We start from the raw sequence: 15,563 nt of genomic DNA on the forward strand, positions 1-15,563 counted from the left end.
CCCCGGCCGGGCCCCCCGGGGGGGGGGGGGGGGGGCGCGCCCCCCCCCCCCCCCCGGGGGGGGGGGGGGGGCCCCCCCCCCCCCCCGGGGGGGGGGGGCCCCGCCCCCCCGCGGCTCGCGGACATCGCGGCCCAGTCCGGCGTCAGCGAGGCCACGGTCAGCCGGGTCCTCAACGGCAAGGCGGGCGTGGCCGGCGGGACCCGGCACCGCGTCCTGGCCGCGCTCGACGTGCTCGGCTACGAGCGTCCCGTACGGCTGAAACGGCGCAGCGCGGGCCTGGTCGGCCTGCTCGTGCCGGAGCTGACCAACCCGATCTTCCCCGCGTTCGCCCAGGTCATCGAGCAGGTCCTGGCCGGGCACGGCTACACCCCGGTGCTCTGCACCCAGATGCCGGGCGGCGCCACCGAGGACGAACTGGTCGAGCAGCTGGAGGAGCGCGGGGTCACCGGCATCATCTTCCTCTCGGGGCTGCACGCGGACGCCTCCGCCGACCCGGAGCGGTACGTCCGGCTCGCCGCGCGGGGCGTCCCCTTCGTCCTCATCAACGGCTTCAACGAGCGGATCGACGCCAACTTCGTCTCGCCCGACGACCGGGCGGCCGCGCGGATGGCCGTGCGGCACCTGGTCGAGCTGGGCCACGAGCGGATCGGTCTGGCGATCGGTCCGACCCGGTACGTGCCCTCGCGCCGCAAGGCGGAGGGCTTCGCGGCCGAGCTGCACCAGCTCCTGGGGATGGAGCGCGCGGAGGCCGAACGGTTCGTCCGTCCCACGCTGTTCGGCGTCGAGGGCGGGCACGCGGCGGCCGACATCCTGCTGGACCAGGGCTGCACCGGCATCGTCTGCGGCTCCGACCTGATGGCGCTCGGCGCGATCCGGGCGGTGCGCGCCCGGGGCCTCGACGTGCCCGGTGACGTGTCGGTCGTCGGCTTCGACGACTCGCCGCTGATCGCGTTCACCGACCCGCCGCTGACCACCGTGCGCCAGCCCGTGCAGGCGATGGCGACGGCGGCGGTGGGGGCGCTCCTGGAAGAGGTGGAGGGGAACCCCGTGCAGCGCACGGAGTTCGTCTTCCAGCCGGAGCTGGTGGTCCGGGGCTCCACCGCGCAGCCGCCGGCCGGTGCGTCGCTGCAACTCCTTGCGTAACTCGCTGCATTGAGGGGTCCCAAGGGTTGACCGGGGCTCGGGGCGCTCGTACGGTCACGGCTGAAAACAGTTGCTGTCATTTTCGGCAACTTCTTGCGACAGGGACGTCGTCAGGAGGAATCATGGCCAGAAAGACCGTGGCCGCTGCACTCGCCCTCGTGGCGGGAGCCGCTGTGGCCGTCACGGCGCCGCCCGCCCCGGCCGAGGCGGCGGCACCCGGCCCCAAGGACGTCACCGCGGTGATGTTCGAGTGGAAGTTCGCCTCGGTGGCCAAGGCCTGTACGGACCAGCTCGGTCCGGCCGGTTACGGCTACGTGCAGGTGTCGCCGCCCCAGGAGCGGATCCAGGGCTCGACCTGGTGGACCGCGTACCAGCCCGTCAGCTACAGGATCGCCGGACCGCTCGGCGACCGCACCGCCTTCAAGGCCATGGTCGACACCTGCCACGCGGCAGGCGTGAAGGTCGTCGCCGACACCGTCATCAACCACATGGCGAACGCCTCGGGCACGGGAACGGGCGGGACCTCGTTCTCCAAGTACGACTACCCGGGGCTGTACTCGGGCGCGGACATGGACGACTGCCGGGCCACGATCTCGAACTACCAGGACCGGGGCAACGTCCAGAACTGCGAACTGGTCCAGCTGCCCGACCTCGACACCGGCGAGGACCACGTCCGCGGTCGCATCGCCGGCTACATGAACGACCTGCTCTCCCTCGGCGTGGACGGCTTCCGGGTCGACGCGGCCAAGCACATGCCGGCCGCCGACCTCGCGAACATCAAGTCGCGGCTGACCGACCCGGGCGTCTACTGGAAGCAGGAGGCGATATACGGGGCCGGCGAGGCCGTCTCCCCGAGCGAGTACCTGGGCAACGGGGACGTGCAGGAGTTCCGCTACGCACGGGACCTCAAGCGGATCTTCGGCTCGGAGAAGCTCGCGTACCTGAACACCTTCGGCGAGTCCTGGGGCTACATGTCCTCCGGCGCGTCCGGTGTCTTCGTCGACAACCACGACACCGAGCGCGGCGGCGACACCCTCAACTACAAGAACGGCGCGACCTACACCCTGGCGAGCGTCTTCATGCTGGCCTGGCCGTACGGCTCCCCGGACGTCCACTCCGGCTACGAGTGGTCCGACAAGGACGCGGGCGCCCCGAACGGCGGCCAGGTGAACGCCTGTTACAGCGACGGCTGGAAGTGCCAGCACGCGTGGCGCGAGATCGCCTCCATGGTGGGCTTCCGCAACGCCGCGCGGGGGACCTCGGTCGGCAACTGGTGGGACAACGGCAACAACGCGATCGCGTTCGGCCGGGGCGACAAGGCCTACGTCGCCCTCAACCACGAGGGCGCGTCGCTGACCCGCACCTTCCAGACGGGGCTCCCGGCCGGCACGTACTGCGACGTGCAGTCCAACACGCCGGTGACGGTGAACGCGGCCGGCCAGTTCACGGCCACGCTGGCATCGAACACGGCGCTGGCCCTGCACGTGAACGCCAAGAGCTGCGGCGGCGGTACGACCACCCCGCCGCCCGCGAGCGCCGGAGCCGCCTTCAACGTCAACGCCACCACCGTCGTCGGCCAGAACATCTACGTCACCGGCAACCGCGCGGAGCTGGGCAACTGGTCCCCGTCCGCGGCCCTGAAGCTGGACCCGGCCTCGTACCCCGTCTGGAAGCTCGCCGTCGCGCTGCCGGCCGGAACCGCCTTCGAGTACAAGTACATCCGCAAGGACGCGGCGGGCAACGTGACCTGGGAGTCGGGTGCCAACCGCACCGCGACGGTCCCCGCCTCCGGCCAGATCGTCCTGAACGACACCTTCCGCAGCTGATCGCCCCTCTTCTCAGGGCCGCCCCGCCGGGGCGGCCCCCCTTCCCGTACCTCCAGGGAGAACCCCCGTGATACGCAAGAGAACGGCTGCCGTCGTGGCCGCCGCCCTGTGCGCGGCGATGGTGCCCGCCCTCCCGGCCGCGGCCGCGCCGCCGCCACCGCCCCCGCCGTCCGACCGGGCGCTCGCCGCGCAGCCCGCGCGGCACGACCTCACGCGCGAGCAGTTCTACTTCGTACTGCCCGACCGGTTCGCCAACGGCGACCGGGCGAACGACCGCGGCGGGCTCACCGGGACGCGGCTCGAGACCGGTTTCGACCCCGCCGACAAGGGCTTCTACCAGGGCGGTGACCTCAAGGGACTCACCCAGAAGCTCGACTACATCAAGGGCCTCGGCACCACCGCCATCTGGATGGCGCCGATCTTCAAGAACCAGCCCGTCCAGGGCACCGGCAAGGACGCGAGCGCCGGCTACCACGGCTACTGGATCACCGACTTCACCCAGGTCGACCCGCACTTCGGTACCAACGCCGACCTGGAGAGGCTGATCGACCAGGCCCACGCCAAGGGCATGAAGGTCTTCTTCGACGTCATCACCAACCACACCGCCGACGTCGTCGACTACGAGGAGAAGAGCTACGACTACCTCTCCAAGGGCGCCTTCCCGTACCTGACGAAGGACGGTGCCCCCTTCGACGACCGCGCCGCCGCTGCCGACGGAACGTTCCCGCGCGTCGACACGGACTCCTTCCCCCGCACCCCCGTCGTCCCCGCCGGGAAGAAGGACCTGAAGGTCCCGTCCTGGCTCAACGACCCGACGATGTACCACAACCGGGGCGACTCGACCTTCGCCGGCGAGTCCTCCCAGTACGGTGACTTCGTCGGCCTGGACGACCTGTGGACCGAGCGCCCCGAGGTCGTCCAGGGCATGGAGAAGATCTACCAGCGCTGGGTCCGCGACTTCGACATCGACGGCTTCCGCATCGACACCGTCAAGCACGTCGACACCGCGTTCTGGACCCAGTGGGCCACCGCCCTCGACGAGTACGCGGCCCGGCGCGGACGCGACGACTTCTTCATGTTCGGCGAGGTCTACTCCGCCGACCCGGCGATCACCGCCCCGTACGTGACCGAGGGCCGCCTCGACGCCACCCTCGACTTCCCCTTCCAGGACGCCGCCCGCGCCTTCGCCTCCCAGGGCGGCTCCGCGGACAAGCTGGCGAACCTCTTCGGCCAGGACTACCGCTACACCACCGACAAGGCCAACGCCTACGAGTCGGTGCCCTTCCTCGGCAACCACGACATGGGCCGATTCGGCACGTTCCTCAAGCAGGACAACCCGAAGGCCGGCGACGCCGAACTGCTCCAGCGCTACCGGCTCGCGAACGAGCTGATGTTCCTCACCCGGGGCAACCCGGTCGTCTACTACGGCGACGAGCAGGGCTACACCGGCGCCGGCGGCGACAAGGACTCCCGCCAGACCCTCTTCGCCTCGAAGACCGCCGACTACCTGGACGACGACCAGCTCGGCACCGACCGCACCCACGCCACCGACGCGTACGACACCACCCACCCCCTCTACCGCCAGATCGCCGCTCTCTCCGCCCTCACGAAGAAGCACCCGGCGCTCCGCGACGGCATCCAGGAGCAGCGGTACGCCGAGGGCTCCGTGTACGGCTTCTCCCGTACCGACGCCCGTTCCCGGACCGAGTACGTCGTCGCCGTCAACAGCTCCACCGAGGCGAGGACCGTCGAGATCCCGACCGGCTCCGCGCGCGCGGACTTCACCGCGATCCACGGCGGCGAGGCGCGCGTCACCAGCGCGGCCGACACCAAGATCAAGGTGACCGTCCCGGCGCTCGGCTCCCTCGTGCTCAAGGCCGCCAAGCCGCTCGGCGCGCCCGCCGCCACGCCGAAGATCGCCCTCAAGGCCCCCGAGGCCGGAGCCACCGGCACCGTCGAGCTCTCCGCCGAGGTCACCGGCGGGCAGCTCAACCGCGTCGTCTTCGCCGCCCAGACCGGCAACGGGAAGTGGCAGGTCCTCGGCTCCTCCGACCACGCCCCCCACAAGGTCACCCAGAAGATCACCGCGCCCGCCGGAACGGCCCTGCGGTACAAGGCGGTCGTCGTCGACAGCGTCGGCCGCACCGCGAGCGCGACCGCCGCGACCACCAGCGGAGCCCCGGCCGTCGAGCAGCCGCCGACCGCCACCCAGCGCGACTACGCGATCGTCCACTACAAGCGCGCCGACGGGGACTACGCCGACTGGGGCCTCTACACCTGGGGCGACATCGCCGAGGGCGAGGGCACCACGTGGCCCGCGGGCAAGCCCTTCACGGGCCGTGACGCGTACGGCGCCTTCGCCTACGTCAAGCTCAAGCCCGGCGCCTCCTCGGTCGGCTTCATCGCCGTGAACAAGGACGGCGTCAAGGACACCGACGCCGACCGCACCGTCGACCTCTCCAAGACCGGCGAGGTCTGGATCGAGCAGGGCAAGCCCGAGGTTCTCAACGCCGCGCCCGAGGGCGCCTACCCGCCCCAGGACACGACGAAGGCCGTCCTGCACTATAAGCGCGCCGACGGCGACTACGCCGGCTGGGGCCTGCACACCTGGACGGGCGCCGCCAACCCCACCGACTGGAGCAAGCCGCTGGAGCCGGTGCGCACCGACGCCTACGGCGCGGTCTACGAGGTCCCGCTCGCGGCCGGCGCCACCTCCCTGTCTTACATCCTCCACAAGGGCGACGAGAAGGACCTGCCCACCGACCAGTCCCTCGACCTGAAGGCCGTCGGCCACGAGGTGTGGCTGCTCGGCGGCCAGGAGAAGTACCTGCTCCCGCAGCCCAAGGGCAGCGGCGCCGCGCTGGACCTCACCAAGTCCCAGGCGATCTGGATCGACGAGACCACCCTCGCCTGGAACGGCAGCGACGCCGCCGCCTCCAGCGTGCTCCTCTCCTCCCGCGCCGGCTCGATCACGGTCGATAACGGGACGCTCACCGGCGACGACCGCCGGGTGCTGCGCCTGAACCGCACCGAGCTGACCGCCGCCCAGAAGGCCGCCTTCCCGCACCTGAAGGCGTACGGGGCCTTCACGGTCGACCCGCGCGACCGCGACCGCGTCCGCGAGGCGCTCAAGGGGCAGCTCGTCGCCGCCCAGTACGCGGCGAACGGCGCCGTCCTGACCGCCACGGGCGTCCAGCTCGCCGGCGTCCTCGACGACCTCTACGCGCCGAAGGCGACCGGGGCCGACCTCGGTCCGGTCTTCCGGGGCGGCCGCCCCACCCTGTCCCTCTGGGCGCCCACCGCCCAGTCCGTCGCCCTCGAACTCGACGGCAAGGCCGTGCCCATGCGCCGCGACGACGCCTCCGGCGTCTGGTCGGTCACCGGCACGCGCGCGTGGACGGGCAAGCCGTACCGCTACGTGGTGAAGGTCTGGGCGCCGAGCGTCCGGCAGATCGTCACCAACAAGGTCACCGACCCCTACTCCACCGCTCTGACCACCGACTCGGCCCGCAGCCTGGTCGTCGACCTCGCCGACCCGAAGCTGGCCCCCAAGGGCTGGAAGAGCCTGGCCAAGCCGGCGGCCGTTCCGCTGCGGGACGCCCAGATCCAGGAGCTCCACATCCGCGACTTCTCCGTCGCGGACACCACGGCCGTCCCCGCCCACAAGGGCACCTACCTCGCCTTCACCGACACCGGCAGCAGGGGCTCGCGGCATCTGAAGGCGCTCGCCGCCTCCGGCACGTCCTACGTCCACCTGCTCCCGGCCTTCGACATCGGCACCATCCCCGAGAAGAAGTCCGAGCAGACCGAACCCGCCTGCGACCTCAAGGTCTACGCCCCCGACTCCGAGGAGCAGCAGGCCTGCGTCGCCGCCGCGGCGGCCAAGGACGCCTACAACTGGGGCTACGACCCGCTGCACTACACCGTCCCCGAAGGCTCCTACGCCACCGACCCCGAGGGCACCCGCCGTACGGTCGAGTTCCGGCAGATGGTCCAGTCCCTCAACGGCGCCGGACTGCGCACCGTCATGGACGTCGTCTACAACCACACCGTGGCGAGCGGCCAGGCCGACAGGTCCGTCCTCGACAAGGTCGTGCCCGGCTACTACCAGCGGCTGCAGGCCGACGGCTCCGTCGCCACCTCCACCTGCTGCGCCAACACCGCGCCCGAGAACGCCATGATGGGCAAGCTCGTGGTCGACTCGATCGTCACCTGGGCCAGGCAGTACAAGGTGGACGGCTTCCGCTTCGACCTCATGGGCCACCACCCGAAGGAGAACATCCTCGCCGTCCGCAAGGCCCTGGACGCGCTGACCGTGGCCAGGGACGGGGTCGACGGCAAGGCGATCGTGCTCTACGGCGAGGGCTGGAACTTCGGCGAGATCGCCGACGACTCCCGCTTCGTCCAGGCCACCCAGAAGAACATGGCCGGCACGGGCGTCGCGACCTTCTCCGACCGTGCCCGTGACGCCGTCCGCGGCGGCGGTCCCTTCGACGAGGACCCGGGGGTCCAGGGCTTCGCCTCCGGCCTCTTCACCGACCCCAACTCCTCCACCGCCAACGGCAGCCCCGAGGAGCAGAAGGCCCGGCTCCTGCACTACCAGGACCTGATCAAGGTGGGCCTGTCCGGCAACCTCGCGGACTACTCCTTCACCGACACCTCCGGCCGTACGGTCAGGGGCAGCCAGGTCGACTACAACGGCTCACCGGCCGGCTACGCGGCCGCCCCCGGCGACGCGCTGGCCTACGCCGACGCCCACGACAACGAGACCCTGTACGACGCGCTCGCCTTCAAGCTCCCCGCGGGCACGCCGGCCGCCGACCGGTCCAGGATGCAGGTGCTCGCCATGGCCACGGCGACGCTCTCGCAGGGGCCCGCGCTCTCCCAGGCGGGCTCGGACCTGCTGCGCTCCAAGTCGCTCGACCGCAACTCGTACGACAGCGGCGACTGGTTCAACGCGATCCACTGGGACTGCCGCGACGGCAACGGCTTCGGCCGCGGTCTGCCCCCGGCGGCCGACAACAAGGCCAAGTGGGGGTTCGGAAAGCCCCTGCTGACCGCCCCGGCCCTCACCGTCGGCTGCCAGGAGATCGACGGCGCCTCGGCCGCCTACCGGGACCTGCAGAAGATCCGTACGACCGAGTCCGCCTTCTCCCTCGCCACCGCCGGGCAGGTCCAGGACGCCCTGTCCTTCCCGCTCTCCGGCACCGGTGAGACCCCGGGCGTGATCACCATGCGCCTGGGCGGGCTCGTCGTGGTCTTCAACGCCACGCCGGAGCGGCAGACCCAGCGGGTCGCCGCGCTGGCCGGCAAGGGCTACGGCCTCCACCCGGTCCAGGCCGGGGGCTCGGACGCCGTCGTCAAGTCCGCCTCGTACGAGGCCGGTTCGGGCACCTTCACCGTCCCGGCCCGCACGGTCGCGGTGTTCAGGGCCGGGTGAGCGCCTTCTCCAGGAGCGTGACCCCGTAGAACGTGCCGTCGGCGGCGACCTTCCCGGGCTCCTCGCCGACGACCGTGTAGCCCGCGGCTTCGTAGTACGTACGGAGCCGCGGGTTGCCCGTCACACAGTCCAACCGGGCCACCGCCCTGCCGCCGGCCGCGATCCGCTCCTCCGCATGCGCGAGGAGCACGCGGCCGGCTCCGGAGGGCGCGGCCTCCCGGTCGGTCATCAGCCGGTGGACGTAGCCCGCGACCGGCGGCTGCGGACCCCACGCCGGCTCGTCCTCCCACCACAGCTCGTACGCCCCCACGGCCCGGCCGTCACGGGCCATGAGCCACACCTCTCCGGCGGCCATCCGCGTCCGGAAGTGCTCGGCGTTCTTGTCGCCGGGCTTCCACTGGTCGATCCCGTTGCGGACCATCCAGCCCGCGGCCGTGTCGAACAGCCCCACCAGACGGTCCACATCACGGTCGTCGGCCTGCCGGAAGGTCACCTGTGCGTCCATGACGATCACCGTAGACGGTCCGGCTACCCGCCGGAATCCGCGCCCTCGGACCCCGCTACCGCGAGCCCGGACCGCCCTGGGCCGGCACCCGCGGCACCAGCGCCATGAGCCGGTGGGCGAGCTCGCCGAACGGGCCGTCGGCCGGTTCGTCGGCGAGCATGCGGACCAGGAGGTCCGCCATCTCCGCGTCGTAGGCCGCGCTCACCGCCGCGAGCGCCGCGAAGTCGTGCACCAGCTGCAGCTCCAGCTCGGCGCGCGGCACCCGCCGCCCGTCCAGCCAGAGCAGCGCCGTCGACTCGGCCAGCGACACCCATGAGCGGACGACCAGTTCGAGCCGCGCGGAGGGACGCTCGACGTCCAGGTGGGCCAGGATCTGCTCGTACGCGGCCTGCCGCACCTCGTCGATCATCGCGTTCGTGGTCGACGAGCCCACCGCGGGCCCGCCCCGCATCAGCGCCGCGAACCCCGGCCCGTGATCGTCGACGAAGTCGAAGAACCGGCCCATCACGCGCAGCAGACGCGCTCCCAGCGGGCCCTGCGGCGGCTCCAGGAACCGGGCCGCCAGCTCGTCCGCCGCCCGTCGCAGCGCCGCCTCGTACAGGCTCTGCTTGCCGGGGAAGTAGTGGTAGACCAGCGGACGCGAGATCCCCGCGGCCGCGGCGATCTCGTCGATGGACACCTCGTCGGGAGAGCGGTGGCTGAACAGCTCGAGGGCCACCCCGATCAGCTGCTGCTTGCGCTCCTCGACGCCCATCCTGCGGCGTACCCCGGTCGTCATGCGAACAGCCTAACGGGCGTCCGTTACGCTCCCTCGACATGAGCACCAACGGTTTGAGCCCGAAGCAGGCCCGCCAACTGCGGATAGCCGCCGCGTCCGTGCTGCTGGTCGCCATGGCGGCGGTCCTGGCGATCCGGCTGGCCAGCCGTACGTCCGTGCTGGTCGTGGGCGTCTACGGACTGGCCATGATCCTCTGCGGTGTCGTGATCGAGCTCTCCCGCAACGGTCGTACGCGGCTGGGCACCTGGCTGCTGGTGGGCGGCCTGGCGGCCGCCCTCGCCTTCGACTGGCTGATCCTGCCCTGACGCGCCCGCGGGCCCGGGGGCCTGTCTCGGCCCTCTAGAGGTCGAGAACCAGCCGTTCTCCGGCGCAGCGCGAGACGCAGATCAGCATCGAGCCGGCGCGCTCCGCGTCCGTGAGCAGCTCGTCGCGGTGATCGATCTCGCCTTCCAGGACCCGCTGTTGGCAGGTTCCGCAGAAGCCCTGCTCGCAGGAGTACGCGACCCCGGGCACCGCGCCCCGGACGGCGGCGAGGACCGACTGGTCCGGCGCCACCGTCACCGTACGTCCGGAGCGGCGCAGTTCGAGCTCAAAGGGGGCGCCGCCGCCCGTGGCGGCGGGGGAGAAGCGCTCCAGATACGGTGTCCGGCCCGCCGGCATCGCGGCGGCCACCGCGTCCATCAGGCCGTCCGGACCGCAGCAGTACACCGCGGTCTCCTCGGGCACCTCGGCGAGGAAGCCGAGTGCGGGGCGCCCGGAATCCTCCTCGGCGACCACCGTCACCCTTCCCCGGCCCTCGGCCGGGGGGACCCCCGCCTCGCCGCGCGCCCCGCCGAGCTTCTCGATCTCGTCGAGGTACGGCATCGTGGCGCGGCTGCGCCCGCAGTACAGCAGCCGCCACTCGGCGCCCGCCGCCTCCGCCGCGTGCAGCATCGGCAGGACGGGGGTGATGCCGATGCCTCCCGCCACGAAGAGGTACGCGGGCGCGTCGACCAGCGGGAAGCGGTTCCGGGGGCCGCGGATCTCGATCTCGGTGCCCTCGTGGAGCTGCTCGTGCACCTCGCGCGAGCCGCCACGGCCGTCCTCGACGAGACGGGTGGCGACCGTGTACGCGTCGGTGTCGGCCGGGTCCCCGCAGAGCGAGTACTGCCGTACGAGCCCGGACGGCAGCACCAGGTCGACATGGGCGCCCGGCTGCCAGGCGGGCAGGCCCGTGCCTTCGAGCCGGAGCCGTACGACGCCTTCGGCGGACTCGGTGCGCTCGGTGACCAGGACCTTCCGGGTCACGGTCGCGAGCCGGCCGCGGCCGGAGACCGGCTCGTCGAGGGCGGGCAGGGGCCAGAGCGGGGCGGCTTCGATCCGGCGGCGCATGGCCCGCCTGGCGAGGACCGCGACCCCGGCGATCAGGGCGACGGTGAGCGGACGGGGCATGGTCAGCGGCCTCCGTTGGCGCCGGGGGAGTTGGCCAGGTACGCGACGGCCTGGGCCGTGTTCCCCTCCTGGGAGGGGTGGTAGCCGCGGCTGAGGTAGCGCGGGACGGCCCGGAGCAGATCGGGCGTGGACGGCAGCACGCCCTCCCGGCCCTTGCGGACGAGCTGGCCGACCGACGCCCTGCCGTCGAGGAGGGTGGGGTCGTTCGCCATGAAGAAGCGGGTGCCGCGCTGCCAGAGGAAGACCATCGCGGTGAAGGCGGTGGCCCAGGTCCGGGCGCGGCGCCGGTAGCCGCCGTCGAGGTGCATGAACAGTTCGAAGGCCACGGAGCGGTGCTCGACCTCCTCGGCGCCGTGCCAGCGCAGCAGGTCCAGCATCGTGGGATCCGCTCCCCGCCGGTCCAGCTCCTCCGCGTTGAGCACCCAGTTCCCGAGGAACGCCGTGTAGTGCTCGATCGCGGCGATGAGCGCGACCCGCTCCATCAGCCACCAGCGGCGGGCCCGGCCGGGCGGCAGGGTCCGGTCCCCGAGCAGCTTCTCGAAGAACCAGTCCACCTGCGCGGTGTACGGCGTGGGGTCCAGGCCGAGCTTCTTGAGGTGCGGAAGCACGTCGTCGTGGGCCTGGGAGTGGACGGCCTCCTGGCCGATGAAGCCGATGACGTCGTCACGCAGCCGGTCGTCGGTGATGAACGGGAGCACCTGCTTGTACACGTGCACGAACCAGCGCTCGCCGGCCGGGAGCAGCAGGTGCAGCACGTTGATGGTGTGGGTGGTGAACGGATCGCCGGGAACCCAGTGGAGCGGGGTCTCCTCCCAGTCGAAGGAGACCTTGCGGGCCTTGAGTTCGATGTGCTCCGACGCCACCGGTGCAGGCTGCGTATTAGACATGCCGTCAATGTACTGAGGGGTAAGCAACGGACACCAGGGTCGTGCACGCCGATTTTTCCTGCCCCGCCACGCCGCTGTGGGCAGGCGCCCGTCGTGGCAGGTACCCGTGGTGGCAGGCGCTCGTCGTGGCAGGCGCCGTTCAGCGAAGGGCCCTCACGCGCGTCCCGTCGGCCAGCGTCCCCGTCAGGTCCGCCCGGCTGCCGGGTGCCGCCCGGAGGGCGAGCAGCGGGCCGTCCGCCGTGCCCTTCACCCCGCCCGTGGTCCGCAGCGCCACGAAGTCCCCGCTCCCCGCCGCCAGGACGTACCAGTGGCCGCTCTTCGCCTGCCAGAGCACCCCCGCGAGCACCCGGGGCTCCCGCATCCCGCAGGCCGGGGACTCCTCGGCCTGCGCCACCACGGCGGCGGCCACCCCCGGCGCGGGGACCTGGAACTGGGCGAGGACCCGGCCGCCCGTGCCCCGCCAGGTCTCCGCCCGGGCGCACACCCAGGCCGCCCGGCCCCCGTCCTCCGGCAGCCGCTGCTCGGCGAACGGCCAGGCGTTCACCGACCGCACCCCGAGCGAGCGGACCGCCGTGAGCCGGCAGGCCGCCCGCTCCCAGAGCGACCGCGCCGCCTTCCCGGTCACGTCCACGGGCGCCCCGGGCGGTCCCGAGGTCAGCCGGGCGGGCGCCAGTTCGCCGAGATCGGCGAGGAGCCGCACCCCCGTCGTGTCCCGCACCTGGAGCGTGTTCCAGGCCGCGCACCCCCGTGCCTGGGCGGGACTGAGCAACGGCTCCGTGACGCCGTGCACGTCCCTCTCGAGCCGCCAGGGCTCCTTCGTCGGCGCCAACAGGTCACGCACGGCCGCCTCCCGGACCCAAGGGGCCGTCACATAGCGGACGTTGGCCGTCGTGCGGGAGAGTACGAGAGCCGCGGAGCCGATCTCGTCCGCCCCGTCCGTCCGGGCGAAGTCCAGCGCCGCGCCGGCGGTCCCCGCCGACGGCTCGGCGTACCGCACCGCCCGCAGCCCGTCGTGGAACAGCACCACCCGCGAGCCGTCCACCTCGCCCGCGTACAGCAGATGCGGCGAGCCCATCGGCGGCCCCACCGGCGTCCCCGGCGTCGCCGAGGACCGCACCGAGGCGCCGGGCCGCGCCCAGACCGCGAGCGCCCGCCGCAGCAGCGCCCGGTCGTCCACCAGGGCTCCCCGGGCCGGCCAGACCGAGAAGTCCGTCCGCGTCGAGTGCTGCCAGAACCCCGCCGGGACGCGGCGCAGCCTTCCCGGGTCGAGCGCGGCCTCCGCGGCCGGATTGCGGGCGTACGACGGCGCGGAGGCGCCGCCGGGCCCCCAGCCGTCCCCGGGCAGTCCGAGCAGCGTCCCGCACACCAGGACGGCCGCCGCCGCGGCGAGCGCCGCCCTGCCGTGCTGACGGCGACGCATCAGATCCGTCGGCCGGGCCTGGAGGGAGCACGGATCGAACTCGGGCGAGTCGAGCAGCCCCGCCGCCCCGATGCCCAGCGCCGCCTCCGCCTCGTCGGCGGCCACGAGCGCCGCCTCCGCGTCCGGCTCGGCCACCCCGGCCGCCGCGAGCACCCGCAGCACCTCCGGATCGCCCTGGCGCTCCAGCCACCGCAGCACGTACACCGCCCGCGCCGGTCCGGTCAGGGCGGAGAGCCGCTGGTCCAGAGCGAGCTCGTCGGCGCCGCCCGCGCGCGGGAACAGCCGCAGCCCCCACACGTGCGGCAGCAGCGGCGGGAACTGCGCCCGCCGGGGCAGCGCCCGGCGCCGCAGCGGCAACCCCGCCACGAACGCCTGCCGGAGCACCTCGACCCGGACGTACGCGTACCCGGGGTCGACCGCGTCCTCGGAGCGGAGCGGCCCGGGGATCCCGGCCCCGGAGGCCCTCCGTCCCGGCAGTGAGCGCTGGACGAGCGCGTGCGCCGTCAGCACCCTGCGGTTGCGGCCCAGCGAGGGCGGCAGCACGAGGTACGCGATCCGGACCAGCCGCGGGTAGTGCTCGACGAGCGCGGCCTCGGCCTGTTCGACGTCGACCGGGCCGAAGGGGAAGGAGGCGAGTTCCTGGGTGCTCACATTCAGCAGAACGAGCGAATCATCCGATGGTCACCCCGGCGGACGGGCGCCCGGGGGCGGTCGGAACCGGCCCCGGGCATCGTGTCGCGGCTCAGGCGGCGTGGACCGTCAGGCGCTCGCGGATCACGTCCGTCACCTTGTCGGGGACGCCGAGCCCGTCCCGTACGTACCGCTCCATCGAGCCGTGCCGGACCGCCACCTCGTCCAGCGCCGCCTGCAGGTATTCCGGTACGACCCCGATCAGGGACAGCGCCAGCTCAGGGTCGCCGCCCTGCGCCGTGAACCCCTCGATCATCGGCGCGAAGGCCTGCCGTACCGCCGGGTTGACCGACAGGTACTCGGCCAGGACCGTCTTCTCGTCCGCGCCGAGCAGGGTCAGCACCACCGCCGCCGCCCAGCCCGTGCGGTCCTTGCCCGCCGTGCAGTGGAAGAGCAGCGGGCCGCCGCGCGGATCGCCCAGCGCGGTGAGGAACATCCGGTACGCGACGCGCGCGGAGTCGCTCGACACGAAGGCCCGGTACGTCCGGGCGAACGCCTCCTGGGCCCGGCCCCCGCCGAGCGCCTGCTCGGCCAGCACCGGATTCGTGAGCAGGGTCTTCAGCCGGGCGGCGGGCGGCAGGCCGCTGGCGGCCAGATGGTCGGCGAGCACGTCGGCGGCGAGCAGCCTCACGTCCGACGGGACCCGGTCGGGCCGGTCCGCCCGCTCCTGCGCCGTACGGAAGTCGACGACGGTACGGATGCCGAGCGCGGCCACCGGCGGGTCCGCCGGATCGAGCCGGTCGAGCTGCGCGGACCGGAAGAGCCGTCCCGAGCGGACGCTGCGGCCCTCACCGAGGGGGAGCGTGCCCAGGTCGCGGAGGTTGGCGACGGTGGCGGCGGGGATGGCGGGCATGGCGTCGACTCCTCCGTATCGGTACGTCTTCGGGACATACCCCACCAAACCGTAACCGATGGGATTCCGGCCACCTCGACGCGACCGGGCGGGCAGGATGGGCTGATGCTGATGCGCACGCGACGAACGACGACGACGGTGGCCCTTGCTCTTCTGGCGGCGACGGTCGCCGTGACGGGGTGCCAGTCGCAGGCGAAGGCGCCCGAGGAGGCGAGCGGCACCCTGGAGCAGATCGCGGAGCGGGCCGGCTGCGCCCCCGACCTCCAGACGGACGCGGCCGAGCTCCGTCAGGCGAAGTGCGCGACGGACGACGGGACGTACGTCCTGACCACCTTCGCGACCGATCGCGGACAGCGCGAGTGGCTCAACGAGGCGAAGGACTACGGCGGTTCGTATCTCGTCGGCCGCAAGTGGACCGTGTCCTCCGACGCCGGCACGGTGAAGCAGGTACGCGAACGGCTCGGTGGTCAGGTCGAGACCACCGAGCCGCACGCGCCGCACGCGTCGCAGTCCTCCGGAGACGGGTCGGGACCCGGGTCGGGACACGGTTCCGATCACGGGGCGGGACACGGGTCCGCAGGCCACTAGGA

11 protein-coding genes are annotated in these 15,563 nt (G+C 72.7%); 5 read left to right on the top strand and 6 right to left on the bottom strand.

Annotation, left to right across the window (positions count from 1 at the left end; genetic code table 11):
* Positions 1 to 123 precede the first annotated feature (123 nt).
* The 3 genes from ACZ3IJ_RS15605 to pulA all read left to right on the top strand — a co-directional run bounded on the left by ACZ3IJ_RS15605 (position 124) and on the right by pulA (position 8,409).
* Positions 124 to 1,143 (top strand): LacI family DNA-binding transcriptional regulator, encoded by a 1,020-nt coding sequence (locus tag ACZ3IJ_RS15605; protein ID WP_391798125.1) that lies wholly within the window; start codon positions 124 to 126, stop codon positions 1,141 to 1,143.
* A gap of 122 nt (positions 1,144 to 1,265) precedes the next feature.
* The gene (locus ACZ3IJ_RS15610; RefSeq protein WP_467468442.1) at positions 1,266 to 2,969 is read left to right on the top strand and encodes a carbohydrate-binding module family 20 domain-containing protein; all 1,704 of its coding nucleotides are present in this window, start codon (positions 1,266 to 1,268) and stop codon (positions 2,967 to 2,969) included.
* Positions 2,970 to 3,087: 118 nt separating this feature from the next.
* Entirely contained in the window at positions 3,088 to 8,409 is a 5,322-nt protein-coding gene (gene pulA / locus ACZ3IJ_RS15615; protein ID WP_467469062.1) for a pullulanase-type alpha-1,6-glucosidase, read from the top strand.
* Here the strand turns inward: pulA and ACZ3IJ_RS15620 are convergent.
* A complete protein-coding gene (locus tag ACZ3IJ_RS15620) occupies positions 8,396 to 8,914 on the bottom strand; it encodes a GNAT family N-acetyltransferase (protein ID WP_467468444.1) in 519 nt (172 codons plus the stop codon). The two genes, pulA and ACZ3IJ_RS15620, sit on opposite strands and share 14 nt — an antisense overlap.
* A 55-nt stretch (positions 8,915 to 8,969) precedes the next feature.
* Positions 8,970 to 9,692: a TetR/AcrR family transcriptional regulator gene (locus ACZ3IJ_RS15625; protein WP_467468446.1), complete on the bottom strand. Its 723-nt coding sequence runs from the start codon at positions 9,690 to 9,692 to the stop codon at positions 8,970 to 8,972.
* Positions 9,693 to 9,730: 38 nt separating this feature from the next.
* Here ACZ3IJ_RS15625 and ACZ3IJ_RS15630 point away from each other — a divergent pair, with 38 nt between their 5' ends.
* Complete coding sequence (locus ACZ3IJ_RS15630; RefSeq protein ID WP_391797735.1) at positions 9,731 to 9,997, top strand: hypothetical protein; 267 nt, start codon at positions 9,731 to 9,733, stop codon at positions 9,995 to 9,997.
* 34 nt (positions 9,998 to 10,031) lie between these two features.
* On the opposite strand, the gene ACZ3IJ_RS15635 is transcribed toward ACZ3IJ_RS15630, so the two are convergent.
* The 4 genes from ACZ3IJ_RS15635 to ACZ3IJ_RS15650 all read right to left on the bottom strand — a co-directional run bounded on the left by ACZ3IJ_RS15635 (position 10,032) and on the right by ACZ3IJ_RS15650 (position 14,973).
* Positions 10,032 to 11,129: a PDR/VanB family oxidoreductase gene (locus ACZ3IJ_RS15635; protein ID WP_467469064.1), complete on the bottom strand. Its 1,098-nt coding sequence runs from the start codon at positions 11,127 to 11,129 to the stop codon at positions 10,032 to 10,034.
* Positions 11,126 to 12,010 (bottom strand): metal-dependent hydrolase, encoded by an 885-nt coding sequence (locus ACZ3IJ_RS15640; protein WP_467468449.1) that lies wholly within the window; start codon positions 12,008 to 12,010, stop codon positions 11,126 to 11,128. Before ACZ3IJ_RS15640 ends, ACZ3IJ_RS15635 begins: the two co-directional genes overlap by 4 nt.
* A gap of 139 nt (positions 12,011 to 12,149) precedes the next feature.
* The gene (locus ACZ3IJ_RS15645; RefSeq protein WP_467469066.1) at positions 12,150 to 14,090 is read right to left on the bottom strand and encodes a hypothetical protein; all 1,941 of its coding nucleotides are present in this window, start codon (positions 14,088 to 14,090) and stop codon (positions 12,150 to 12,152) included.
* Between the two features lie 82 nt (positions 14,091 to 14,172).
* Positions 14,173 to 14,973 (bottom strand): tyrosine-protein phosphatase, encoded by an 801-nt coding sequence (locus tag ACZ3IJ_RS15650; RefSeq protein ID WP_467468451.1) that lies wholly within the window; start codon positions 14,971 to 14,973, stop codon positions 14,173 to 14,175.
* 111 nt (positions 14,974 to 15,084) lie between these two features.
* On the opposite strand from ACZ3IJ_RS15650, the gene ACZ3IJ_RS15655 reads away from it, so the two are divergent.
* Positions 15,085 to 15,561 carry a hypothetical protein gene (locus ACZ3IJ_RS15655; protein WP_467468453.1) on the top strand — a complete coding sequence of 159 codons (477 nt, stop codon included), beginning with the start codon at positions 15,085 to 15,087 and terminating at the stop codon, positions 15,559 to 15,561.
* The last annotated feature ends 2 nt before the right edge of the window (positions 15,562 to 15,563 follow it).

It is taken from the genome of Streptomyces sp. NPDC013317 (assembly GCF_055563155.1).

Bases quoted from the DNA above. Each gene is read 5' to 3' on its own strand.
- ACZ3IJ_RS15610 (WP_467468442.1), top strand. From the start codon at position 1,266: ATGGCCAGAAAGACCGTGGCCGCTGCACTCGCCCTCGTGGCGGGAGCC.
- ACZ3IJ_RS15630 (WP_391797735.1), top strand. From the start codon at position 9,731: ATGAGCACCAACGGTTTGAGCCCGAAGCAGGCCCGCCAACTGCGGATA.
- ACZ3IJ_RS15655 (WP_467468453.1), top strand. From the start codon at position 15,085: ATGCGCACGCGACGAACGACGACGACGGTGGCCCTTGCTCTTCTGGCG.
- ACZ3IJ_RS15650 (WP_467468451.1), bottom strand. From the start codon at position 14,973: ATGCCCGCCATCCCCGCCGCCACCGTCGCCAACCTCCGCGACCTGGGC.
- ACZ3IJ_RS15625 (WP_467468446.1), bottom strand. From the start codon at position 9,692: ATGACGACCGGGGTACGCCGCAGGATGGGCGTCGAGGAGCGCAAGCAG.
- ACZ3IJ_RS15620 (WP_467468444.1), bottom strand. From the start codon at position 8,914: ATGGACGCACAGGTGACCTTCCGGCAGGCCGACGACCGTGATGTGGAC.
- ACZ3IJ_RS15640 (WP_467468449.1), bottom strand. From the start codon at position 12,010: ATGTCTAATACGCAGCCTGCACCGGTGGCGTCGGAGCACATCGAACTC.
- pulA (WP_467469062.1), top strand. From the start codon at position 3,088: ATGGTGCCCGCCCTCCCGGCCGCGGCCGCGCCGCCGCCACCGCCCCCG.